Below are 20,666 nucleotides of genomic sequence, written 5' to 3' on the forward strand. Positions count from 1 at the left end.
GCCGCGCCTCGCCTGAGCCCGCGCCCACGGAGGGGCAGCGGGCTCAGGCGACGCCGACCGCGCTCGCTGCCGCCGCAGCGCGGTCGCCCGTCACCTCGATCCATGCCTCGGACCGAGCGGAGGCGATCACGGCGTCCGTGAGGACGGCGGCACGCGCACCGTCGGCGAAGGTCGGCAGTCCATCCACCTGCTCCCCCGCGATGGCGCGATGCACGTCGCGCATGAAGAGTCCGAAGCAGTCCTGGTACCCCTGGGGATGACCCGACGGGACCGTGACGTACGACGACGCGACGTCCGCGGTCAGCGTCTCGTGCCCCTTCGCGAGCAGGAGCACCGCGTCGGCGGAGCCGACCCACAGATCGCCCGGATTCTCCTGGTCGAACGCGTAGCTGCGCTCGGCGCCGTCCAGCGAGAGCCAGAGACGGTTCTTGCGCCCGGGGCTCGCCTGGGAGATCACGACCGTGCCGCTCGCGCCGCGATCGGTCTGGAACATCATGGTCGTGCCGTCCTCCGTGGCGACCGACACCTCGCGTCCGCCCGAGATGCGGGTGTCATGCAGGCGCGATTGCTGCGCGAGCAGGCGGACGATGCGATGGCCTGTCGCGAACTCGAACAGGTCGCACCAGTGGACGCCGATATCGGCGAAGGCCCGGGATCCCGCGTCATCCACCCGCCAGTTGTACGTGGATCGATCCGACAACCAGTCCTGGAGGTAGTGCCCGTGCGCGAGCCAGATGCGTTCACCCGACGCCGCGATGCGCGCCCTCGCCTCCCGCACGGTCGGGTAGAACCTGTACACGAAGGGCACGGCATGGACCACGCCGGCGGCGGCGGCCGCCGCGCGCAGCCGCACCGCGTCTGCCCCCGTCGTGGCCAGCGGCTTCTCGCACACCACGTGCTTGCCCGCTGCGACGGCGGCGAGTGCAAGTTCCAGATGCTGCGAGTTGGGCGTGCAGATGTGCACGATGTCGACGTCGGGATGACGCACGAGCTCGTGGGGATCGAGGGCGAGGGCGACGTTCGCCGCTTCCGCCGCCGCGCGGGTGCGTTCCGGATCCCGGCCGGCGAAGGCGACCACCTCACCGCCCGCCCAGCGCACCGCGCGGGTGTGGACCCCGCCCATGAATCCCGTCCCGACGATGCCGCTTCTCGGCATCCGGCGCGTCATCACTTCTTCCGGGACAGGGCGACGGCCGCGATGATGATGGCTCCGCGCACGACCTGCTGCTGCGCCACGTCGAGACCCGCCAGGATGAGCCCGTTGTTGACCAGGCCCATGAACAGGGAGCCGAACAGGGTGCCGATGATGGCACCGCGTCCGCCGAAGAGGCTGGTTCCGCCGAGGATGACGGCGGCGATGACCGTGAGCTCATCGCCCTGCCCCCACTGGAACCGCCCGGATTCCAGCCGGCCGGCGTAGAGCATGCCCGCAAGCGCGGCCGCCACTCCCGAGGTGAGCAGCACGGTGAACTTGATGCGGGCCGTGTTGATCCCGGTGTACGCCGCCGCCGTGGGGTTGCCGCCCGTGGCGAGCACCCTCCGGCCGTATCCGGTGCGGTTCATCACCAGCCATCCGACGGCGACCGCGACGACCGTCCACACCAGCAGACCAGGGACCGGGCCGAAGTCGCCGCCGCCGAAGATCAGCACATACAGGCGATCGCTGATCGGCTGAGGTGCTGACGCAGTGATCCACTGGGACACCCCCGCAGCGAGGCCGAGCATGCCGAGGGTGACGAGGAACGACGGGATCTTCAGAAGCGCGACGAGGCCCCCGTTGACGGCCCCGATCACGGCTCCGGCGAGCAGCCCGGCGAGGATGCCGGGCACCAGGCCGAACTGGGCTGTCGCCATGGCGGTGACCACCGAGGCCAGGCCAGCCACGGAGCCGACGCTCAGATCGATCTCCGCGGTGGCGATCACGAAGGTCATCGCGACCGCCATGATCGAGATCGTCGCGGTCTGGCGCACGATGTTGAGCATGTTGTTCGGCGACAGGAACCCGTCGTTGCCCAGGAAGATCGCGAACAGGATGAACACCACCACGAAGGCGATGTAGATGATGTTGCTCCGCCAGTCCAGGTGCGCGAGGGCACGCGAGACGAGGGATGGCCGTGTGGCCGTTGCTGGGCTGCTCATGCCGCCTCTCCTTGGATGATGAGTTGAAGCTGTTCTTCGCTCTCGATGTCGGCGCGGACCAGGTCACGGAAGGACCGTCCCTCACGGAGCACGACGATGCGGTCCGCGACCGCGAGAAGTTCGGGCAGTTCGGACGAGATGAACAGCACCGCGTTGCCCCGGGAGGCGAAGTCCCGCACGATGTCGAGGATCTCGGTCTTGGTTCCGATGTCGACACCCGCGGTGGGCTCGTCCATCAGCAGGATGCGCGGGTCGGTGTTGACCCACTTGGCGACGACCACCTTCTGCTGGTTGCCGCCCGAGAGCCGGTTGACGGGGGCGTAGGGGTCGGCGACCTTCACCGCGAAGCGCGACACGAGCTCGCCGGTGAGCTCGCGCAGCTTCCGCGGTGACAGGAGCGGTCCCGTCTTCACCCGGTCGAGGACGGGCAGGGTGAGATTGTCGGACACGGAGTGCTCGAGGACGAGCCCCTGCTCGCGTCGATCCTCCGGGATCAGGGCGACGCCGGCCGCCTGGGCGGCGAGCGGGCCGTTGAACCGGACGGGCCTCCCCTCGACGCTCAGCGTGCCCCGGGTCGGCCGATCCAATCCCGCGACCACGCGCGCGAATTCGGTGCGTCCGCTGCCCATGAGGCCGGCGAGACCGACGATCTCCCCCGCGCGGATCGCCAGGCTCACCGACTCGAGGACGCTGGTGCTGGCGATCTCCTCGGCTTCGAGCAGCACGGGAGCTTCGGGGTCCAGGCCTCGATCCCGGTACACGAGCTCGGACGCGAGACGGCGGCCGATGATGGCCTCGATGATCTCCGCGGCGGTCAGCTCCGCCACCGGAGAGGCGAGTACGACACCGCCGTCGCGGAGGACGGTGATCCGATCCGCGACTCGGCGGATCTCGTCCATCCGATGGGAGATGTACACGATGGCGATTCCGCGGCTCTTCAAGGTGTGGATCAGCTCGAAGAGGTTCTCCACCTCGTGCTTGGCGAGGCTGGCGGTCGGCTCGTCCATCACGAGGACGCGGGCGTTCTTCGCCAGGGCCTTCGCGATCTCCACCAGCTGCCAGTACGCCGTGCCGAGCTCCTCCACACGGGCACCCGGGTCGATGCGGACGTCGAGCTCGTCGAAGAGCTCCTTCGCTGCGCGCTCGGCCGCACCGTCGTCGATCAGGCCTCCCGCACCCCTCGGCTCACGGTTGAGGAAGATGTTCTGAGCCACTGTCATCGTGGGGATCAGGCTGAACTCCTGGAAGACCATGCCGATGCCCGCTCGCTCGGCGTCCGCGGTGCTGCGGATGTCGACGGGCTCGCCGTCGATCTCGATCGTGCCCGACGTGATGGGATGCACGCCCTGCAGCACCTTCATGAGCGTCGACTTCCCGGCGCCGTTCTCACCGGCGAGCGCATGCACCTCCCCCGCCACGATGTCCATGTCGACGGACTTCAGAACCTCGACCGAACCGAAGTTCTTGACGATCTGACGCATGCGGACCGCCGGACCGACGGGGATCGTGTCAGCCATCGGAGGAGCTCTCTGCGACGGCATCCGGAACCTTCACCCACTGACCCGTGCGACCCGACTCGAGGATGGCCTCGTCGACGAGCGCGGCCTGGTAGCCGTCGGCGAAGTTCGGCTCGACCGTGCCACCCTCGACGACCGCCTTGAGGAAGTCGTGAGCCTCGATGATCTTCGTCTCTCCGTACCCGATGCCCAGGGCCGGGATGGGCCAGAGCGACTCGCCGTAAGGAGTGTTCGGGCCCGAGTAGACGGTGCGGAACCCGCGGCGGTCGGCGGGGTCGTTCTTGAACGCGACCTGCAGCTCGTCGCGATTCTCGTAATTGAAGAAGACCGAGCCCTCGGTGCCGTGGATCTCGAAGGTGATGAAGTTGTTCCGCCCCCAGGCGTTCCGCGTGGCCTCGATCGACCCCACTGCACCGTTGCGGAAGCGGATCAGGGACATCGCCTCGTCGTCGACGTCGACAGCGCCGCGGGGCCCGTCGGACTTCGTCGCTCCCCCGAGTGCGTCGAACCCGCCCGCCTGCAGCGGCCGATCGGTGATGAACGTGGAGACCAGCGAACTGACCTCGGCAATCTCGCCGACCAGGTAGCGCGCGAGGTCCACGACGTGGGAGCCGATGTCTCCGACGGCGCCCGAGCCGGCGATGTGCTTCTGGAACCGCCAGCTCAGCGGGGAGTTCGGGTCGGCGCTCCAGTCCTGCAGGTAGGTGCCGCGGAAGTTGAGGATCTCGCCGAGGGCGCCCTCCTCGATGTACTTCTTGGCGAGCGCGACCGCCGGAGTCCGACGGTAGTTGAAGGCGACCGCCGTGACAACACCGGCGTCCTTCGCCGCCTGATACATGCGACCGGCCTCCTCGGCGGTCGGCGCGAGCGGCTTCTCGCAGATGATGTGCTTGCCCGCCTCCGCCGCCGCGATCGCGATCTCGGCGTGCAGGTTGTTCGGGGTGGCGATGTCGATCACGTCGATGGACGGATCCTCGACGACATCCCGCCACGACGAGGAGGACGACTCCCACGCGTAGCGTTCTGCGGCCGTGCGCGCGAGCTCGTCTGTGACATCGACGACGACCTTCTTCACGGGACGGGCCGGCGCCGGCCAGAAGAACATCGGCATCGCCGCGTAGGCGAGAGAGTGTGCCTTGCCCATGAAGCCGCCGCCGATCATGGCGATGTTGAGGTCCTGCATGATTTCCTTTCGAGCGCGGTGTCCCGCGCGATGACGGAGATGGTCTGCCGGTGGGGCCGACGTCCCGGCCCCACCGGAGGGTCGGCGCTCAGTCGACGTACGCGTCGGTCACCGATGCCGGCGGATCGCTGCGGTAGACGGTCTTCCACGCCTCGAGCACGTTCTCGTGGTCGACGGGCAGCGAGCTGAGGGCCACGTATGCGGGCACGTCCTCGCCGAGGATGCTCAGCGCTGCCAGGTCGGCCTCGGCGACGCCCTGGTCATAGGGCAGCTGTGCGCCCAGCCCGACGATCATCTGATCCTTCGCCAGGGCGATGGCGACGTTCAGCCCCAGGTCCTCGGTCGCGATCTTGATGTCGGTGCGGCCCGTCTCCCGAGCGGCGGCCATGACGCCCTCGGCCGGGACGTCCCACACGGCCCAGATGCCATCCAGGTCGGCGTTCTTGGTGAGCATCGCGTTGGCTACGCCTTGGGCGTCACCGGCGAAGTCCGGCCCGGCGATCCCCTGCTCCTGGACGATCTCGATACCGGGGAACTCCGCCGTGATGGTGTCCTTGAACCCCTCGTAGCGCTGCTTCGTCACGAAGAAGTCGGCCTCGTGGTAGATGATCCCGATCTGTCCCTCGCCGCCCAGCGCACGGGCGAGCAGGTAAGCCGAGGTGACCCCGTTGCCGTAGTTGTCCGCCGACACCATGGAGACGTAATCCCTGCCGGCCTGGAAGCCGTCGGGGACATTGTCCATGAAGACCAGCTTCACGCCCTGTTCGGCGGCCCTCTTGTAGGCGGCGGCGGTGGCGACCGGGTCCGTGGGAATGGAGACGATGATGTCCGGGTCCTGCGTCAGGACGGTCTCGATCTGCGAGACCTGCGTGGCGGGGTCGAAGTCGGCGTCTGTGGTGGCGATCACGTCGATGCCGAGCCGTTCGAACTCCGCATTCAGACCGTCGATCTGGGCGTTGGCCCAGTCGTTGCCGCCGTAGTGCATGACGATCGCCGCCGTCAGCCCGAGTTCGGCGACCTGCGCCGCCTGCTCGTCGGTGACCTCGGTGACGTCGACGGCCTCCGGCTCCTCGCCGTTCGGGCCGGTGCTGAGCACCTGGCCGGTGATCTCCGCCAGCGCGGCGTCGATCTCGGCCGCGATCTCCGGATCGACCTCGGACGAGGCCTGCTCACCGGCCGGGGTGCAGCCGGCGAGTGCCGCGACAAGACCGACTGCTGCGGTCACCGCGAGTGCTGCTCGAAACTTCATCGCTCATACTCCTTTGGATGGGATGGGGTGGTGTGTACTGCTGCCCGGACCGGGATCACCCGGGCTGGTGGCCGGTGAGGAACCGCAGGCTCCGCTCCGCGGCCGAGGCCGGATCTCCCGGATAGCCGTCCAGCTCGACGGTGATCCAGTCGTCGTATCGGGCGAGCACGACGGCGTCGATGATGCTGCCGAGGTCGAGGTCGCCCTCTCCGAGCGGCAGGAACGCGCTGCTCGACAGGTCGACATCCTTCAGGTGGACGTACTTCAGGCGAGCCGCATAGCGGTTGATGACGTCGACGGGGTCCCCACCGCCGGCGGCGATATGGGCCACGTCGGCGCACATCCCGACAGAGGTCGCCGCGAAGAGGGCGTCGATCTGCTCGGGCGACTGCGCCAGGCTCCCGAGGTGCGGGTGGTAGCTGACGACGAGCCCCGCGGCCTCCGCGCGTTCAGCGACCCGGTCGAGGAAGGCCCCGGCCACCTCGAAGTCCGCATCGCGTCGGCCGCTGGAGCGCACGGCGCCCCCGCCCAGCACGTAGTGGCGCGCACCCGCGGCCGCAGCCAGGCGGATCGACCGATCGAATCGGGCCAGCTCGTCCTCGTGCGCGTCGGGGTAGATCAGATGCCCCCCGCTGTACACCCCGGCGACCTCGAGCCCGGCGGCCTCTACGGCCCTCGCGAACTCGTCCACCGAGTGCTCGAAGGGCAGCAGATTGCCGTCGAAGAGCTCCACCCCGGTGTAGCCGGCCGAGGCGATGGCTCCGAGCGTCTCCACGACATCTCCCGGCGTCTCGTAGAACCCGGAGCCGATGTCCGTCACGGCGCCCGGGGTTCCGACGACTCCTCCCCAGGCATTCGCCTCGTACGCGAGCTTCACCATTCTTACCTCTCTGTAAGTCCCGGTTGCGATCGTCGCCCGCGGGTTCCGTGACCGGTCACGAATGGGCGTGACGACCATCGTGACCGGTCACGGAAGCTTTGTCAAGAAGCGGCGGATCGGCTGCCGCGCGGATCCGGGGTCAGGCCTTGTGGGCGCGCGCCGCGCTCTGCCGCCGCACCAGCAGCGGCATGCTCGGTGCGCGATCCACCTCGCGCCCCTCGATGGCCCCGAGCAGCACCTCGATGCTCGCGTGAGCGAGAGCCGTGAAGTCCTGCCGCACCGTGGTGAGCGGCGGGAGGAAGAACTCCGAGCCCTCCACGTCGTCGAATCCGACGACGCTCACGTCCTCCGGGACGCGGATTCCGGACTCCGACAGAGCACGGATGAGCCCCAGCGCGGTGTGGTCACTGGCGGCGAACACGGCCCGCGGGACGGCTCCCTCCTCCACCAGCTGGAGGCCGGTTCGATACGCCCAGCCGGGGCTCCAGTCACCCTCGACGCACAGCCCCGGCTCGAGGCCGGCGTCCCGCATGGCGCCCTCCCAACCGCGCTTGCGGACGCGGCCGTCGAACCAGTCGGTGGAGCCGGCGAAGTGCGCGATGTCGGTGTGACCGAGCTCGATCAGGTGCTGGGTGGCCATCCGCGCGCCCAGCTCCTGATCCTCCGAATAGGTGAACAGGCTCGGAGTCGACGAGACCCCTGCGGCGATCATCTCGACGGGGACATGGATCGCCGCACTGCGCACCTCTGCGGCCATCGACAGGAGCGGCGCGATGACGATGATGCCGTCGACGCCGACCTCGTCGAGAGTGTCCAATGCCTTCGGAACCGACGTCATGTAGGGCTCCTCGACGGTGACCACCGTCGTGAAGTAGCCCTTCTGCCTGGCGACTTTCTCCAGCGCCATGAGCGTTCCCACAGGCCCGAATCGGGGCGACCCGTCCGTGAGGATGCCGATGGTGGTGGAGCGGCTCGTCGAGAGGGCCGTAGCGGTCCGGCTGCGGCGATAGCCGAGATCCTTGATGATCTGCTGGATCCGCTCGCGCGTGGCGGCGCTGACGTCGGGCGCGTTGTTCAGCACTCGCGAGACGGTCTGGTAGGAGACACCGGCAACCTGAGCGACGTCGCTGATATTGGGCTTGCGCGGCCTGGACGACGACACAGGTGCCATCTTCGATTCCTCTCGTCTCGCTGACCCGGCCACGGCACGTCCATTCTCACGCCACTCGCCCCGGCGAAGGCTGCGCCGGCTCGCGGGGCCCGTCCATGCCAACGTATGGCATGGACCGAGACCTCCCGCCCCGGAGCCGTGGACGGCCGATGCGGTTCAGCCCCGCTACCCAACCTCCCGGCCGCGCTCCCCGACGCGGCCCGTCCCCATCCCCGTCGGATAGCCTGCGACCATGGCACGGGACGGCGCCGGGGCGACGAGCGGCATCACCCTGCAGCAGCTGCGGTACTTCGTCGAGGTCGCCGCCGAGGGGTCCATCAGCGCGGCCGCCGACCTGCTGTACGTGTCGCAGCCCACGATGTCCGCCGCCATGAAGGACCTCGAACGCCGCGTCGGGCACAGCCTCTTCACCCGCTCAGCCCGCGGCGTGACCCTCACCGAGGACGGCACCGAGTTCCTCCGCTACGCCCGCCAGGTCGTCGAGCAGGCGGAGCTCCTCGAGCAGCGCTACCTCGGGCGCCCTCCCTCGCGCCGCCTGCTCGCCGTCTCGGCCCAGCACTACTCGTTCGTCGTCGACGCGTTCGTCCGGATGGTGAAGGCCTCGGGCGCGGCGGAGTACGCGTTCACGCTCCGCGAGACCCGCACGTGGGACATCATCGAGGACGTCCGCACGCTCCGCAGCGAGCTCGGCGTGCTGTACCGGAACGACTTCAACCGGAACGTCATCGACAAGCTGCTGCGCGAGTCCGGCCTCGCCTTCACGCCTCTGTTCCTCGCCACGCCGCACATCTTCGTCGCGCGGACGAATCCGCTCGCCGCCCGCGCGAGCGTCACGCTCGACGACCTGGAGGACCTGCCGCGCCTCACGTTCGACCAGGGGACGAACAACTCCTTCTACTTCGCCGAGGAGATCCTCTCCACCCGGTCGTCGAAGCAGGACATCCGGGTGAGCGACCGGGCCACGATCTTCAACCTCATGATCGGCCTCGGCGGCTACACGATCTCGACCGGCATCATCTCCGACGACCTGGACCCGTCGATCGTCGCCGTCCCGCTCGACGTCGACGAGCGCATCGAGATCGGATGGATCGGTCACAGCTCGATCCCCCTCACGGGTCAGGCGGAGCGCTTCGTCGCCGAGATGCGCGCCGTCGTCGCGGAGTTCGGCGTCGAACTTTACGCATAGTGTCCGACTATGTCTCTTTCTTAAGCATCCGAATGGGGCTATAGCCGGGCGCCGTGCCTAGGCTGACGACCGCGCGGGCATCCTGCCCGCCGTTCATCGTCAGGAATCGAGGCGGCCACATGGGCACCGAGTTCACCTTCGACATCAGCACGACCCGCTTCGACGAGGACTACGCGCCGTCGGCCGGCTCCCGCGCGACCACGAACTTCGCGAACCTCGCCCGGGGCGAGGGCCGCCGGCAGAATCTCCAGGGCGCGCTGAAGATGATCGACGACCGCTTCAACGACCTCGCGGATCAGGGCAACCCGAACCGGGACCGCTACGGCGTGGAGCTCGACATCGTCTCGGTGGACCTGCACGTGGAGGCCGACGACTCCGGCGTGGGCGTGCCGCTGATCGAGATGCTCGACGTCCAGATCGTGGACCGGGCGACCGGCGATCGGATCCCGGGCATCACCGGGAACAACTTCTCCTCGTACGTGCGGGACTACGACTTCAGCGTGCTGCTCCCGGCCCACAGCGCGAGCCAGTCCGGCCTTCCGCACGGCTTCGGAGAGCTGCACGGGAAGCTCTTCCGGCACTTCGTCGAGTCGGCCGCGTATCGCGAGCGATTCGCGCAGCCGCCGGTGGTCTGCATCAGCGTCTCGACCAGCAAGACGTACCGCCGCATCGGCGAGCGGCATCCGGTGCTCGGCGTCGAGTACGAGCAGAGCGACTACTCGCTGACCGATCGCTACTTCGCGAAGATGGGGCTCCAGGTCCGGCACTTCATGCCGCGCGGCTCGGTCGCGCCGCTCGCCTTCTACTTCGAGGGCGACCTGCTCGAGGACCATTCCGACCTGGCGCTGATCGGCACCATCAGCACGATGGAGGCGTTCCAGAAGATCTACCGCCCGGAGATCTACAACGCCCACTCCCCCGCGGGCGAGGTGTACCAGCCGAGCCTGGAGAACCCGCACTACTCGCCGACGGACATCGCCTACGACCGCGAGGAGCGCAGCCGTCTGGCGCTCACGCAGGGGAAGTTCATCGCGGAGCACTTCCTGAAGCCCCACCAGACGCTGCTCGAGCAGTGGGCGGCCGCCCCGGCGCTCGCCCTCTGACCGGACGAACCCCGGAGGACCACCGATGAACCCGCTTCTGCCCACCTCGATCGTCGGCAGCCTGCCCAAGCCCGCCTGGCTCGCGGAGCCCGAGAAGCTCTGGTCGCCCTGGCGTCTCGAGGGCGCGGAGCTGGCCGAGGGCAAGCGCGACGCGCTGAGCCTCGCAGCCGACGAGCAGCTCCGCTCCGGGCTCGACATCGTCAGCGACGGTGAGCAGACCCGCCAGCACTTCGTCACCACGTTCATCGAGCACCTCAGCGGTGTCGACTTCGCGCAGCGCGAGACGGTGCGGATCCGCAACCGCTACGACGCGAGCGTGCCGACGGTCGTCGGCGCGGTGAGCCGCGAGCGGCCGGTGTTCGTCGAGGACGCCAAGGCCCTCCGGGCGCAGACCGACCGGCCCATCAAGTGGGCCCTCCCCGGGCCCATGACGATGATCGACACCCTCTACGACCGGCACTACGGCAGCCGCGAGGAGCTCGCGTGGGAGTTCGCGGGCATCCTCAACCAGGAGGCCAGGGAGCTCGAGGCGGCGGGCGTCGACATCATCCAGTTCGACGAGCCGGCCTTCAACGTCTTCTTCGACGACGTGCGGGACTGGGGTGTGGCGGCCCTCGAGCGCGCCGCCGAGGGGCTGCGCAGCGAGACCGTGGTGCACATCTGCTACGGGTACGGCATCAAGGCCAACAACGACTGGAAGGCGACGCTCGGGTCCGAGTGGCGCCAGTACGAGGAGTCGTTCCCGCTGCTGCAGCAGTCGGCGATCGACATGGTGTCGCTGGAGTGTCACGGCTCGCATGTGCCGGTCGAGCTGATCGAGCTCCTGCGCGGCAAGAAGGTGATGGTCGGCGCCGTCGACGTCGCGGGCGACGCGATCGAGACCCCCGAGGAGGTGGCGGCCACGCTCCGCAGCGTGCTCCCGTTCGTCGACGCGGACAAGCTGTACCCGAGCACGAACTGCGGCATGGCGCCCCTGTCCCGGCACGTGGCGCGCGGCAAGATGGCGGCGCTCGCGGCGGGTGCCGAGATCGTCCGGGCGGAGCTCTCCGGGAGCTGACACGGCGGGACATGACGGATCATGACCTCGGCAGGGGCCCGGTCGCATCCTGCTCCGTAGGCTCACCCTCGTGACCCGATGTCCGCACCCCTTCGACTCCCGCACCCGGCTGCGCCTGGACCGGCCGGAGAGCCGCAAGTGGAGCCTGCACCCCGGGCGGATCGGCGCGTGGGTGGCGGAGATGGACTTCGGCATCGCGCCTCCCGTCGCCGAGGCGCTGCATCGGGCGGTCGAGGAGGAGAACCTCGGCTACCTCTCGCCGCCCCTCGCGGCTGAGCTCGGCGAGGCAACGTCCGAGTGGATGGCCGCCGAGTACGGATGGGCGGTGGATCCCGAGCGGGTGCATCCGGTCTCCGACGTGATGGCCGCGCTCGGCGTCGCGGTGTCCGAGTACGCGCCCGCCGGCTCGCCCGTGATCGTGCCGACCCCGGCGTACATGCCGTTCCTGACCTACCTGCCCGCGATCGGGCATCCGGTCGTGGAGGTGCCCGGCATCTGGACGGACGGCCGCTGGGGCCACGACCTGCAGCGGATCGACGAGGCGTTCGCCGCCGGCGCGCGCACGCTCATCCTGTGCAACCCGCACAACCCCACGGGAGCGGTGATCGACCGGGAGGAGCTCGAGGCGATCGCCGCGATCGTGGACCGGCACGGCGGGCGGGTGTTCGCCGACGAGATCCACGCGCCGTTGCGCTACGACGGCATCCCGTTCACGCCGTACGCGTCGCTGTCCGACGTCACCGCCGCGCACACCATCACCGGCACCAGCGCGTCGAAGGCCTGGAACATCCCGGGACTGAAGACCGCGCAGCTGATCACGTCCAATGACGCGGACCAGGCCGTCTACCGCCGGTTCGGATTCGCCGTGCAGCACGGCGCCGCCTCGCTCGGCGTCGTCGCCTCCACCGCCGCGTACCGGCACGGCAAGCCGTGGCTCGACGACGTGCTGACCTACCTCGACGGCAACCGGCAGGCCCTCAGCGACCTGGTGGCCGACCACCTGCCCGGCGCCGTGTACCGGGCGCCGGAGGCGACCTACATCGGCTGGATCGACGTGAGCGAGCTGGAGCTCCCCGGCGCCCCCGCCGAGTTCTTCCGCGAGCAGGCCGGCGTCGTCCTCACCGAGGGGCGGCTCCTCGGCCGCGGATACGAGGACTTCGTCCGCATCGTCTTCGCCACGCCGCGCCCCATCCTCACCGAAGCCCTGCAGGCGATGGGCGACGCGGCGCTCGGCCGGAACGGAGAGACAGCATGACAGGCACCACGACCACCGGAGCGCAGGATGGCTACGCGTTCGAGACCCGGCAGATCCACGCCGGCGAGCTGATCGACGCCGAGGCGTTCGCGCGGATCACCCCCGTGTACCAGACGGCGGGCTACCTGTTCGAGAGCTTCGACGACGGCGTCGAGCGGTTCGCGGGGCGCAGCACGCGCCGCGCGTACTCCCGCAGCGACAACCCCACCAACCTCGTCGCGGCCCGGCGGATCGCCGACCTGGAGGGCGGGGTCGATGCGATCCTCGTGGCGAGCGGCCAGGCGGCGATCGCCGCGGCCCTGTTCGCCCTCGCGTCGGCGGGCGACCACATCCTCACCACCAAGAACCTGTACGAGGGCACGCGCGAGATGTTCCGCGGCGCGCTGCGCCGCCAGGGGCTCGAGTTCGAGGCGGTCGAGGCCACCGCGTCCGTGGACGAGTGGCTCGCGCGGGTGCGGCCGAACACCAAGGCGATATACACCGAGTCCATCCCGAACCCGCTGGGCGAGGTGACCGACCTCGCCAGGCTCGCCGAGGTGGCCGACCGCGCCGGCGTTCCCCTCGTCGTCGACAACACCGTGGCGACCCCGTACCTGAACCGCCCGTTCGAGTGGGGCGCGCACATCGTGATCCACTCGACATCGAAGTGGCTCGCGGGCCACGGATCCGTTATCGGCGGCGCCGTTGTCGACGGCGGCCGGTTCGACTGGGCGGCGCACGCCGACCGGTTCCCGCAGCTCGCCCGGGGAGGCTCGTACGGGGAGCGGTCGTTCGTGGAGCGCTTCGGCGCCGGTGCCTACGGCGCCTACCTGCGCTCGGTGATCGTCCTCGAGTACGGCCCCACCGTTCCGCCGACGAGCACCTTCCTGCTCCTGCACGGCATCGAGACGCTCTCGCTGCGCATGGAGCGCCACGTGCACAACGCGCGCTTGGTCGCGGAGGCGCTGCAGGGCCACCCGGCGGTCGCCGCCGTGCACTACCCGGGGCTCCCCGACAGCCCGCACCACGCCCTCGCCCAGAAGTACCTGCCGGACGGCGCCGGATCCATCGTGTCGATCGATCTGGCGGGCGGCCGCGACGCGGCCCGCACGTTCCTCGACAGCCTCACGCTCGTGAGCCAGATGACCCACATCGGCGACGTCCGCAGCCTCGCGATCCACACGGGCAGCACCATCCACGCGAAGCTCACCGAGGCCGAGCGGCTCGACCTCGGCATCACCCCCGGGCTCGTCCGCCTCTCGATCGGCCTCGAGAAGGCCGGCGACATCATCCGCGACCTGCGCCGGGCGCTCGACGCCGTCGGGTAGCCCTACGCGAAGTCGTTCGCGGGCGCCATGTCGGCGAAGCGCGAGAAGTGGCCCTGGAAGGCGACCTCGATGGTCGCGGTGGGGCCGTTGCGGTGCTTGGCGACGATCAGGTCGGCCTCGCCGGGGCGGGTGTCCTTGTCGTAGACCGAGTCGCGGTGCAGCAGGATCACCATGTCGGCGTCCTGCTCGATCGAGCCCGACTCACGGAGGTCGCTGACCTGGGGGCGCTTGTCGGTACGCTGCTCGGGGCCACGGTTCAGCTGCGAGAGCGCGATGACCGGCACCTGCAGCTCCTTCGCGAGCAGCTTGAGCGCACGCGAGAACTCCGAGACCTCCTGCTGACGCGACTCGACGCGCTTGCCGCTCGTCATCAGCTGCAGGTAGTCGATGATGACCATCTTCAGGCCCACGCGCTGCTTGAGCCGGCGGCACTTGGCGCGGATCTCGACCAGCGTCATGTTGGGGCTGTCGTCGATGTACAGCGGCGCCTCGTGGATGCGCCCGCGCGTCTGCGCGACCGTCGTCCAGTCGCGCGAGTCGAGCGTGCCCTTGCGCAGGTTCTGGAGCGGGATGGCGCCCTCGGCGCTGAGCAGGCGCATGGCGATCTCGGCCTTGCCCATCTCGAGCGAGAAGAACACGGCGGGCTGGTTGTGCTTGATCGCCGCCGCGCGGGCGAAGTCGAGCGCGAGCGTCGACTTTCCCATCGCGGGACGCGCGGCGACCACGATCATCTGACCGCCGTGGAGGCCGTTGGTCAGCTCGTCCAGCTCGCTGAAGCCGGTCGGCACGCCGGTCATGCTGCCGTCGCGCCCGCTCGCGGCGTCGATCTCCTCCATCGCCGCGTCGACCGCGATCGACAGCGGCACGTAGTCCTCGGTCTTCTCCGCGCCCGTGACGTTGTAGATCTCCGCCTGCGCGCTGTTGACGAGCTCGACGGCCTCGCCCTCGCCCGCGTACCCCATCTGGACGATGCGCGTGCCGGCGTCCACCAGGCGGCGCAGCAGGGCGCGCTCGGCGACGATGCCGGCGTAGTACCCCGCGTTCGCCGCGGTGGGCACGATGGACGTGAGCGAGTGCAGGTAGTCCGCGCCGCCCGCGCGCTGCAGGTCGCCCGACTTGATGAGCTCGTCGGTGACCGCGACCACGTCGGTGGGCTCGCCGTGCGAGTACAGGGACAGGATCGCCTCGAAGATCACCTCGTGCTTGGGGACGTAGAAGTCGGCCCCCCGCAGCGACTCGATGACGTCGGCGACCGCGTCCTTCGACAGGAGCATGCCGCCCAGCGCGCTCTGCTCGGCCAGCAGGTCGTGCGGAGGGGTGCGCTCCGACTCGCGTCGGCCCCCGAGGCGGTCGTCGGCGATATCGGCGATCGACATGGGGGTGTCCTCTCGAGTGTCGGGTGGTGGCTGCGTCCGTACGGGAGGACAGCAAAGCAGAGACCCCCGACATCCGCCCGTTCACCGTAGGTGCGCCGTTTTCCCCACGCAAACCCCCCTGTGGATAACTCTGTGGAGGACTTGCGGAAACCGCCGACGCGTGTGTGGAAACCTCCTGTGGAGAATTGCGACGCGCCCGGACGTCTTTACATTTTTTCAGGCTGCTGATCAGGGCTTTCGAGAACCCACACCCTGTGGATAGCGTTGTGGTTAAACGTCGGCTTGAAGGTTGTGGCGATATCCCGGGCTTGTGTACAACCGCGCCGGATCTCGGGGGTCGCCGTGGCGATATGTCAAGGGCAGGTGAACGATCGGTGACCACAGAGATTCGGCCGCGACCGCTGTGCGCCACCCACAGACCCGGGCACCCCCGGACACACGGAAGCGGCGCGGGATCCGAAGACCCCGCGCCGTTTCAGCGGTCCGTGACGGACTTACTTCTTGAGCGCGACCACCTGAAGGGTGATGACCGCGGTGACGTCGTCGTGCAGGCGCACGACGGCCTCGTGGTCGCCCACCGACTTGATCGCCGACGGGATGGTGATCTTGCGCTTGTCCAGCTGGCCCAGACCGGCCTCCGCCACCGCGTCCGCGATGTCGGCGGTCTTGACCGAGCCGAAGAGGCGACCCTCGGCGCCCGCCTTGACGGCGAGCTTGACCTTGGTGCCCTCGATCGTGTTCTTCAGGGCCACGGCCTCGTCGTGCGTCGCGATGGCGCGAGCCTCGCGAGCGGCACGGATCGACGCGACCTGCTTCTCGCCGCCGCGCGTCCACGCGGTGGCGAAGCCCTGGGGGATGAGGTAGTTGCGGGCGTACCCGTCCTTGACCTCGACGACGTCGCCGGCAGAGCCCAGGCCGTCGACCTCAGAAGTGAGAATCAGCTTTGCCATGAGTGCTCCTTAGCGGCCCGCGCCGGCGTAGGGCAGGAGCGCCATCTCGCGCGCGTTCTTGATCGCCTTGGCGATCAGACGCTGCTCCTGCACCGAGACACCGGTGATACGACGGGCACGGATCTTGCCGCGCTCCGAGATGAACTTGCGAAGGGTGGCGACATCCTTGTAATCGATGAGGCCGACCCGGATCGACTTCGCGGGGGCGGCGTTCTTCGCGCCCTTCCGCGGCTTGCGGCGGTCGCCGCTCGACTTTCCAGCCATTGGTTTTCCTTAGGTGTGCTGCGTTTCGACTCGCTTCGCTCGCTCAACGAGCAAGGGGCGATCCGACCCGCGAGAATTCAGAACGGGGTGTCGTCTCCGAACGACCCCGGGGTGCTCCATGCGTCGGCGCCCGTCTGCGAGCCGGGCGTGGCCCAGGGCTCCTCCGAGACCTGCGCGCGCGGCTGTCCGCCGCCGAACTGGCCTCCACCGGCGCCGCCCGAGCCGCCCGCGGCGCGGGTGACCTGAGCGGTGGCGTAGCGCAGCGACGGCCCGATCTCATCGATCTCGAGCTCGATCGTGGTGCGCTTCTCGCCCTCGCGCGTCTCGTAGGAGCGCTGACGCAGACGGCCCTGCGCGATCACGCGCATGCCCTTCGTCAGCGAGCCTGCGACGTGCTCGGCGAACTCGCGCCACACGCTGGCACGCAGGAAGAGAGCCTCGCCGTCCTTCCACTCGCCCGACGCGCGATCGAAGTTGCGCGGCGTCGAGGCGATCGTGAAGTTCGCCACAGGCAGGCCGTTCTGCGTGTAACGCAGCTCCGGGTCGGCCGTGAGGTTCCCCACGACGGTGATGACGGTTTCGCCGGCCATGGGACTTAGGCCTTCGCCGCCGTCTTGCGAGCGGCCCGCTCCTCGGCGCGCTTGGCCTCGGAGGCGATCATCGCGATCGCGTCCTCGGCACGCAGCACCTTGGTGCGCATGATCTGCTCGTTGAGGCCGAGCTGGCGGTCCAGCTCCTGGGTGGCCTCGCTCGTCGCGGTGAAGTTCACGACGGCGTAGATGCCCTCGTTCTTCTTCTGGATCTCGTAGGCCAGACGGCGCTTGCCCCAGATGTCGATGTTGTCGATGGTGCCACCGGACTCGGTGATCACCGTCAGGAACTTGTCGACGATCGTGGGAACCTGGCGCTCGTCGATCTCCGGCTGCAGGATGGCCATGAGCTCGTACTGGTGCGTCACTTACCCACCTCCTTCGGACTTGATCGGCTGCCGGGCATTTCCCGACAGCAGGAGGGTGTGTTGCACGTCATGCGGGCGAGCGCGAGCGCGCGCGGATCCGCACAACCTCGTCAGTCTATCGGATCGGTGCGTGCCGGGCGACGCAGGGCTCCCAGGTTCCGGCAGGGACCCGGGCACTGCCCTTCTTGCCGAGAGGGCGACGTGCTGGGAGGATGAGTCTGCCATTCCCCCCGGTGGCCGATGCCATTCCCCCCGGTGGCCGATGCCATTCCCCCGTGGCAGAACCTGGAATGTCATGCGCCCACTCGTCCGCACGCCACAACCCCGTCTCGCCGATCTCGCGTTCGAGCGGATCGCCGGGGAGATCATCGCCGGACGCCTGGCGCCGGGCGAGACCATCCGCGATTCGGAGCTCGCCGACAGCATGGGCGTCTCGCGGATGCCCGTGCGCGAGGCGCTGCAGCGCCTGGAGCGCGTCGCGATCATCCGCAACCTGAGCGGCGCGGGCCTGAGGATCGACCACCCCGAGTCGCTCGTGGCCTGCCTCGAACGGCTGCGGGACGCCATCCTGGCCGACGACGCCGATGCCGCCGTGGCGGCCGGACTGGGGCTCCCGCAGCCCGTCGGAGACGCCGTGGCGGACGCCCAGAGCGCCGCCGCCGAAGCGCGTCCCGCCTGACCGGGCACCCCGCGACGCACCTGCCCGGACCCTCTGCCACCCCATTGACACCGCCTCCGCACCCGGAGTAGTCAAGGGCACGCGACGCCCGTCGTGGACCGCCCCGACGGGTCGCGACATGGAGGGGAGAGAACCATGGACTGGTCCGGAATCGCTGCCGGCATCGGCGGCATGCTCGCCGGCGTCGGGAGGTTCGTCCTGCAGCTGATCGTCTTCGCGGTCATCCTGCTGATCGGCTGGCTCATCGCCAAGAGCATCGCGAAGGGCCTCGAGTTCCTGCTGCGCAAGATCGGGTTCCAGAAGGTGCTCGACAAGGCGGGCATCTCGAGACTGCTCGCGCCCACGGGCATCGACCCGCTGGGACTCGTCGTCAAGCTCGTCTACTACTTCGTGCTGCTGATCGCCCTGCTGCTCGCGCTCGGCGCGTTCGGGCAGGACAACCCGGTGTCGCAGGTCGTCACCTCGATCATCGAGTGGCTGCCGCGCGTGTTCGTCGCGATCGTGATCGTGATCGTCGTGTCGGCGATCGCGAACTTCGTGGGCGATCTGATGGGCCCGGCCCTCTCGCGTTTCCGGTTCGGTCGCATCCTCACCAGGATCGTGGTGTTCGCGATCATCGCCCTCGGCGTCATCGCGGCGCTCAACCAGATCGGCGTCGCCCTGACCGTGACCACGCCCGTGCTGGTCGCCGTGCTCGCGACGATCGCCGGCGTCGTGATCGTCGGCGTCGGCGGCGGGCTCATCGGCCCGATGCGCGAGCGCTGGGAGAAGTGGCTGGGGGCGCTCGAGAGCGAGATCTCGACGACGAGCGCGACCACGCCGCCCGTCACCCGCCGCGCGGCCGAGGCGGGCACCACCGCCACCGCGCCGACCGCCACGGCCACCACGCCGCCCGGCACCACGCCGACGGGCACGACCGGCGCCGCGACCCGGCCCCCGGAGCCGCCCGCTCCGCCGGTCGCGTGAGCCGGACCCGTGGGGGCGCGTCCCTGAGCGCGCCCCCACGGGTGTCTCACCGCCGAGCCGGCGTCAGGCCGACCCCGCCGCCATCCCGCGCCACACGACATCGAAGGCGGCGCGGCAGCGCGCGAGCGCATCCGCGTCGGTCATCGGAACGCCGCGGACCACGAGCTGGTAGTAGAAGACGCCGCCGAGCAGGTCGACGCACGCCTCGACATCCAGGTCGTCGCGGAGCACGCCCCGGTGGGCAGGGTGGCGAAGCGGATGACGTCGTCATCGCCGACCGCGGCCTCGCCCGAAGCGGACGAGCAGCCGGTGAGGACCAGAGCGGAGCCGACGGCCAGGGCGCCGAGGGCCAGCGGGGTGCGCAGACGCATGTTCATGCCTTTCGGGAAGCGTGAAGCGGGGGATGTGGAGGCGGCCGTTCGCCGCGTCCGGGGTACCCCAACGATTGCGCGCCGAGGTGACCGGGAATTACGAGAACGGCGTACCCCTAACCGAACGCCGGGTGAACAGTCGGTGCGGGCCCCTCCGTGCGCTTTGAGCGAGCGCAGCGAGTCGAAACGCCCCGAGCCTCGCCTCACGGACGCGGACGCTGCTGGCGCCGGGCACCTCCGTGCTCGTTGAGCGAGCGCAGCGAGTCGAAACGCCCCGAGCCTCGCCTCACGGACGCACCCCTCGTCCACAGGACGTCGGTCCGCGGGGTTATCCACAGATTTGGTCGTTTCCCGCGGTGACCTGGGTTTCCGAGGCCGGAATGTCGGTGACCCCGAGGATGATCGGGGCATGACCTTCCTCAGCGACTTCCGGGAGCGGTGCGACGCGGCGGCGTCGATCGTGCCCACGGACGTCGCGGTCGTGCGCGCACTGGATGACGAAGAGGTCGTGGCGATGCTGCACCAGGCGAACCGGCTGGCGAAGGCGGCCGAGCGGGCCATGGCCCTCGCGTCCGGGGTGATCGCGGAGCGGTCCGCGCGCGACGCAGGGCACGGCGGGTTGGCGCAGGCGCGCGGGCACCGCAACGCCGTCGCGTTCGTCCAGGAGGTGGCGGGGACCTCGCGCGGGGAGGCCGCCAGGCAGGTGCGGCTGGGACAGTCGCTCGTGGAGACTGCGCAGTCCGAGGAGGTTCCCGCGGAGCCGGATGCGGACGTTCCGCCGATGGAGGCGCCGTGGCATGCGCCGTTGGATCGGGCGCTGCTGGACGGGGTGCTGACGTCGGCGCAGATGGATGCGATCAGCCGCGGGCTCGGGCGGCCACCGGAGGGTGCGGAGGAGGCGTGGCGGGTCGCGTGCGAGCAGCTCGCCGGCGTGGCGGGCGAGTACACCGTGGAGGACCTGGGCTCGGCGGCGCGGGCGGTGCGGGATCAGCTCGACGTAGAGGGGGCGGAGGCCCGGTACCTGGCGCGGCATGAGAAGCGGAGCCTGCGGATGT

At 69.5% G+C, this 20,666-nt stretch carries 20 protein-coding genes and 1 pseudogene; 8 read left to right on the forward strand and 13 right to left on the reverse strand.

Annotation, left to right across the window (positions count from 1 at the left end; translation table 11 throughout):
- Positions 1 to 43 precede the first annotated feature (43 nt).
- The 7 genes from B5M43_RS04120 to B5M43_RS04150 all read right to left on the reverse strand — a co-directional run bounded on the left by B5M43_RS04120 (position 44) and on the right by B5M43_RS04150 (position 8,139).
- On the reverse strand, positions 44 to 1,168 hold the full coding sequence (locus B5M43_RS04120) for a Gfo/Idh/MocA family protein (protein WP_055987796.1): 1,125 nt from the start codon (positions 1,166 to 1,168) through the stop codon (positions 44 to 46).
- On the reverse strand, positions 1,168 to 2,139 hold the full coding sequence (locus B5M43_RS04125) for an ABC transporter permease (RefSeq protein ID WP_134746504.1): 972 nt from the start codon (positions 2,137 to 2,139) through the stop codon (positions 1,168 to 1,170). Before B5M43_RS04125 ends, B5M43_RS04120 begins: the two co-directional genes overlap by 1 nt.
- On the reverse strand, positions 2,136 to 3,656 hold the full coding sequence (locus B5M43_RS04130; protein ID WP_055987792.1) for a sugar ABC transporter ATP-binding protein: 1,521 nt from the start codon (positions 3,654 to 3,656) through the stop codon (positions 2,136 to 2,138). The genes B5M43_RS04125 and B5M43_RS04130 overlap by 4 nt, the downstream gene beginning before the upstream one ends.
- Positions 3,649 to 4,839, reverse strand: coding sequence for a Gfo/Idh/MocA family protein (locus B5M43_RS04135; protein WP_055987789.1), 1,191 nt, complete (start codon positions 4,837 to 4,839; stop codon positions 3,649 to 3,651). The genes B5M43_RS04130 and B5M43_RS04135 overlap by 8 nt, the downstream gene beginning before the upstream one ends.
- An 88-nt stretch (positions 4,840 to 4,927) precedes the next feature.
- Positions 4,928 to 6,064, reverse strand: coding sequence for a substrate-binding domain-containing protein (locus B5M43_RS04140; protein WP_230667641.1), 1,137 nt, complete (start codon positions 6,062 to 6,064; stop codon positions 4,928 to 4,930).
- 79 nt (positions 6,065 to 6,143) lie between these two features.
- Positions 6,144 to 6,968, reverse strand: a complete 825-nt coding sequence (locus tag B5M43_RS04145) for a sugar phosphate isomerase/epimerase (RefSeq protein ID WP_167626802.1) — start codon at positions 6,966 to 6,968, stop codon at positions 6,144 to 6,146.
- A 139-nt stretch (positions 6,969 to 7,107) separates the two neighbouring features.
- Entirely contained in the window at positions 7,108 to 8,139 is a 1,032-nt protein-coding gene (locus tag B5M43_RS04150) for a LacI family DNA-binding transcriptional regulator (protein ID WP_134746509.1), read from the reverse strand.
- A 232-nt stretch (positions 8,140 to 8,371) separates the two neighbouring features.
- On the opposite strand from B5M43_RS04150, the gene B5M43_RS04155 reads away from it, so the two are divergent.
- From B5M43_RS04155 to B5M43_RS04175, 5 genes are all read left to right on the forward strand, one after another.
- On the forward strand, positions 8,372 to 9,325 hold the full coding sequence (locus tag B5M43_RS04155) for a LysR family transcriptional regulator (protein ID WP_134746511.1): 954 nt from the start codon (positions 8,372 to 8,374) through the stop codon (positions 9,323 to 9,325).
- A 119-nt stretch (positions 9,326 to 9,444) separates the two neighbouring features.
- Positions 9,445 to 10,428 carry a putative oxygenase MesX gene (locus B5M43_RS04160; protein ID WP_134746513.1) on the forward strand — a complete coding sequence of 328 codons (984 nt, stop codon included), beginning with the start codon at positions 9,445 to 9,447 and terminating at the stop codon, positions 10,426 to 10,428.
- 25 nt (positions 10,429 to 10,453) lie between these two features.
- Positions 10,454 to 11,485 carry a methionine synthase gene (locus tag B5M43_RS04165; RefSeq protein WP_134746515.1) on the forward strand — a complete coding sequence of 344 codons (1,032 nt, stop codon included), beginning with the start codon at positions 10,454 to 10,456 and terminating at the stop codon, positions 11,483 to 11,485.
- Between the two features lie 70 nt (positions 11,486 to 11,555).
- Positions 11,556 to 12,740 (forward strand): MalY/PatB family protein, encoded by a 1,185-nt coding sequence (locus B5M43_RS04170; protein ID WP_230667644.1) that lies wholly within the window; start codon positions 11,556 to 11,558, stop codon positions 12,738 to 12,740.
- The gene (locus B5M43_RS04175) at positions 12,737 to 14,047 is read left to right on the forward strand and encodes an O-acetylhomoserine aminocarboxypropyltransferase/cysteine synthase family protein (RefSeq protein ID WP_134746519.1); all 1,311 of its coding nucleotides are present in this window, start codon (positions 12,737 to 12,739) and stop codon (positions 14,045 to 14,047) included. Before B5M43_RS04170 ends, B5M43_RS04175 begins: the two co-directional genes overlap by 4 nt.
- Positions 14,048 to 14,049: 2 nt before the next feature.
- Here the strand turns inward: B5M43_RS04175 and dnaB are convergent, their stop codons facing one another.
- The 5 genes from dnaB to rpsF form a co-directional block, all read right to left on the reverse strand.
- The gene (dnaB, locus tag B5M43_RS04180; RefSeq protein ID WP_134746521.1) at positions 14,050 to 15,423 is read right to left on the reverse strand and encodes a replicative DNA helicase; all 1,374 of its coding nucleotides are present in this window, start codon (positions 15,421 to 15,423) and stop codon (positions 14,050 to 14,052) included.
- Positions 15,424 to 15,917: 494 nt separating this feature from the next.
- Positions 15,918 to 16,373 carry a 50S ribosomal protein L9 gene (gene rplI, locus B5M43_RS04185; RefSeq protein ID WP_055987766.1) on the reverse strand — a complete coding sequence of 152 codons (456 nt, stop codon included), beginning with the start codon at positions 16,371 to 16,373 and terminating at the stop codon, positions 15,918 to 15,920.
- A 9-nt stretch (positions 16,374 to 16,382) separates the two neighbouring features.
- Positions 16,383 to 16,637: a 30S ribosomal protein S18 gene (gene rpsR / locus B5M43_RS04190; RefSeq protein WP_055987764.1), complete on the reverse strand. Its 255-nt coding sequence runs from the start codon at positions 16,635 to 16,637 to the stop codon at positions 16,383 to 16,385.
- A gap of 77 nt (positions 16,638 to 16,714) precedes the next feature.
- The gene (locus B5M43_RS04195; RefSeq protein WP_134746523.1) at positions 16,715 to 17,227 is read right to left on the reverse strand and encodes a single-stranded DNA-binding protein; all 513 of its coding nucleotides are present in this window, start codon (positions 17,225 to 17,227) and stop codon (positions 16,715 to 16,717) included.
- Between the two features lie 5 nt (positions 17,228 to 17,232).
- Positions 17,233 to 17,595, reverse strand: a complete 363-nt coding sequence (gene rpsF, locus B5M43_RS04200; RefSeq protein ID WP_055987760.1) for a 30S ribosomal protein S6 — start codon at positions 17,593 to 17,595, stop codon at positions 17,233 to 17,235.
- Positions 17,596 to 17,890: 295 nt separating this feature from the next.
- Here rpsF and B5M43_RS04205 point away from each other — a divergent pair, with 295 nt between their 5' ends.
- Together B5M43_RS04205 and B5M43_RS04210 are read left to right on the forward strand one after the other, a co-directional pair.
- A complete protein-coding gene (locus B5M43_RS04205; RefSeq protein WP_134746526.1) occupies positions 17,891 to 18,274 on the forward strand; it encodes a GntR family transcriptional regulator in 384 nt (127 codons plus the stop codon).
- 135 nt (positions 18,275 to 18,409) lie between these two features.
- Positions 18,410 to 19,240 carry a hypothetical protein gene (locus B5M43_RS04210; RefSeq protein WP_055987758.1) on the forward strand — a complete coding sequence of 277 codons (831 nt, stop codon included), beginning with the start codon at positions 18,410 to 18,412 and terminating at the stop codon, positions 19,238 to 19,240.
- 63 nt (positions 19,241 to 19,303) lie between these two features.
- Here the strand turns inward: B5M43_RS04210 and B5M43_RS04215 are convergent, their stop codons facing one another.
- Complete coding sequence (locus B5M43_RS04215) at positions 19,304 to 19,471, reverse strand: hypothetical protein (RefSeq protein ID WP_167626803.1); 168 nt, start codon at positions 19,469 to 19,471, stop codon at positions 19,304 to 19,306.
- 549 nt (positions 19,472 to 20,020) lie between these two features.
- Between B5M43_RS04215 and B5M43_RS04220 the strand changes: the two are divergent.
- A pseudogene (locus B5M43_RS04220) lies at positions 20,021 to 20,666 on the forward strand (HNH endonuclease); the annotation flags it as partial.

Source organism: Microbacterium sp. MEC084, assembly GCF_004514465.2.
Taxonomy (GTDB): domain Bacteria; phylum Actinomycetota; class Actinomycetes; order Actinomycetales; family Microbacteriaceae; genus Microbacterium.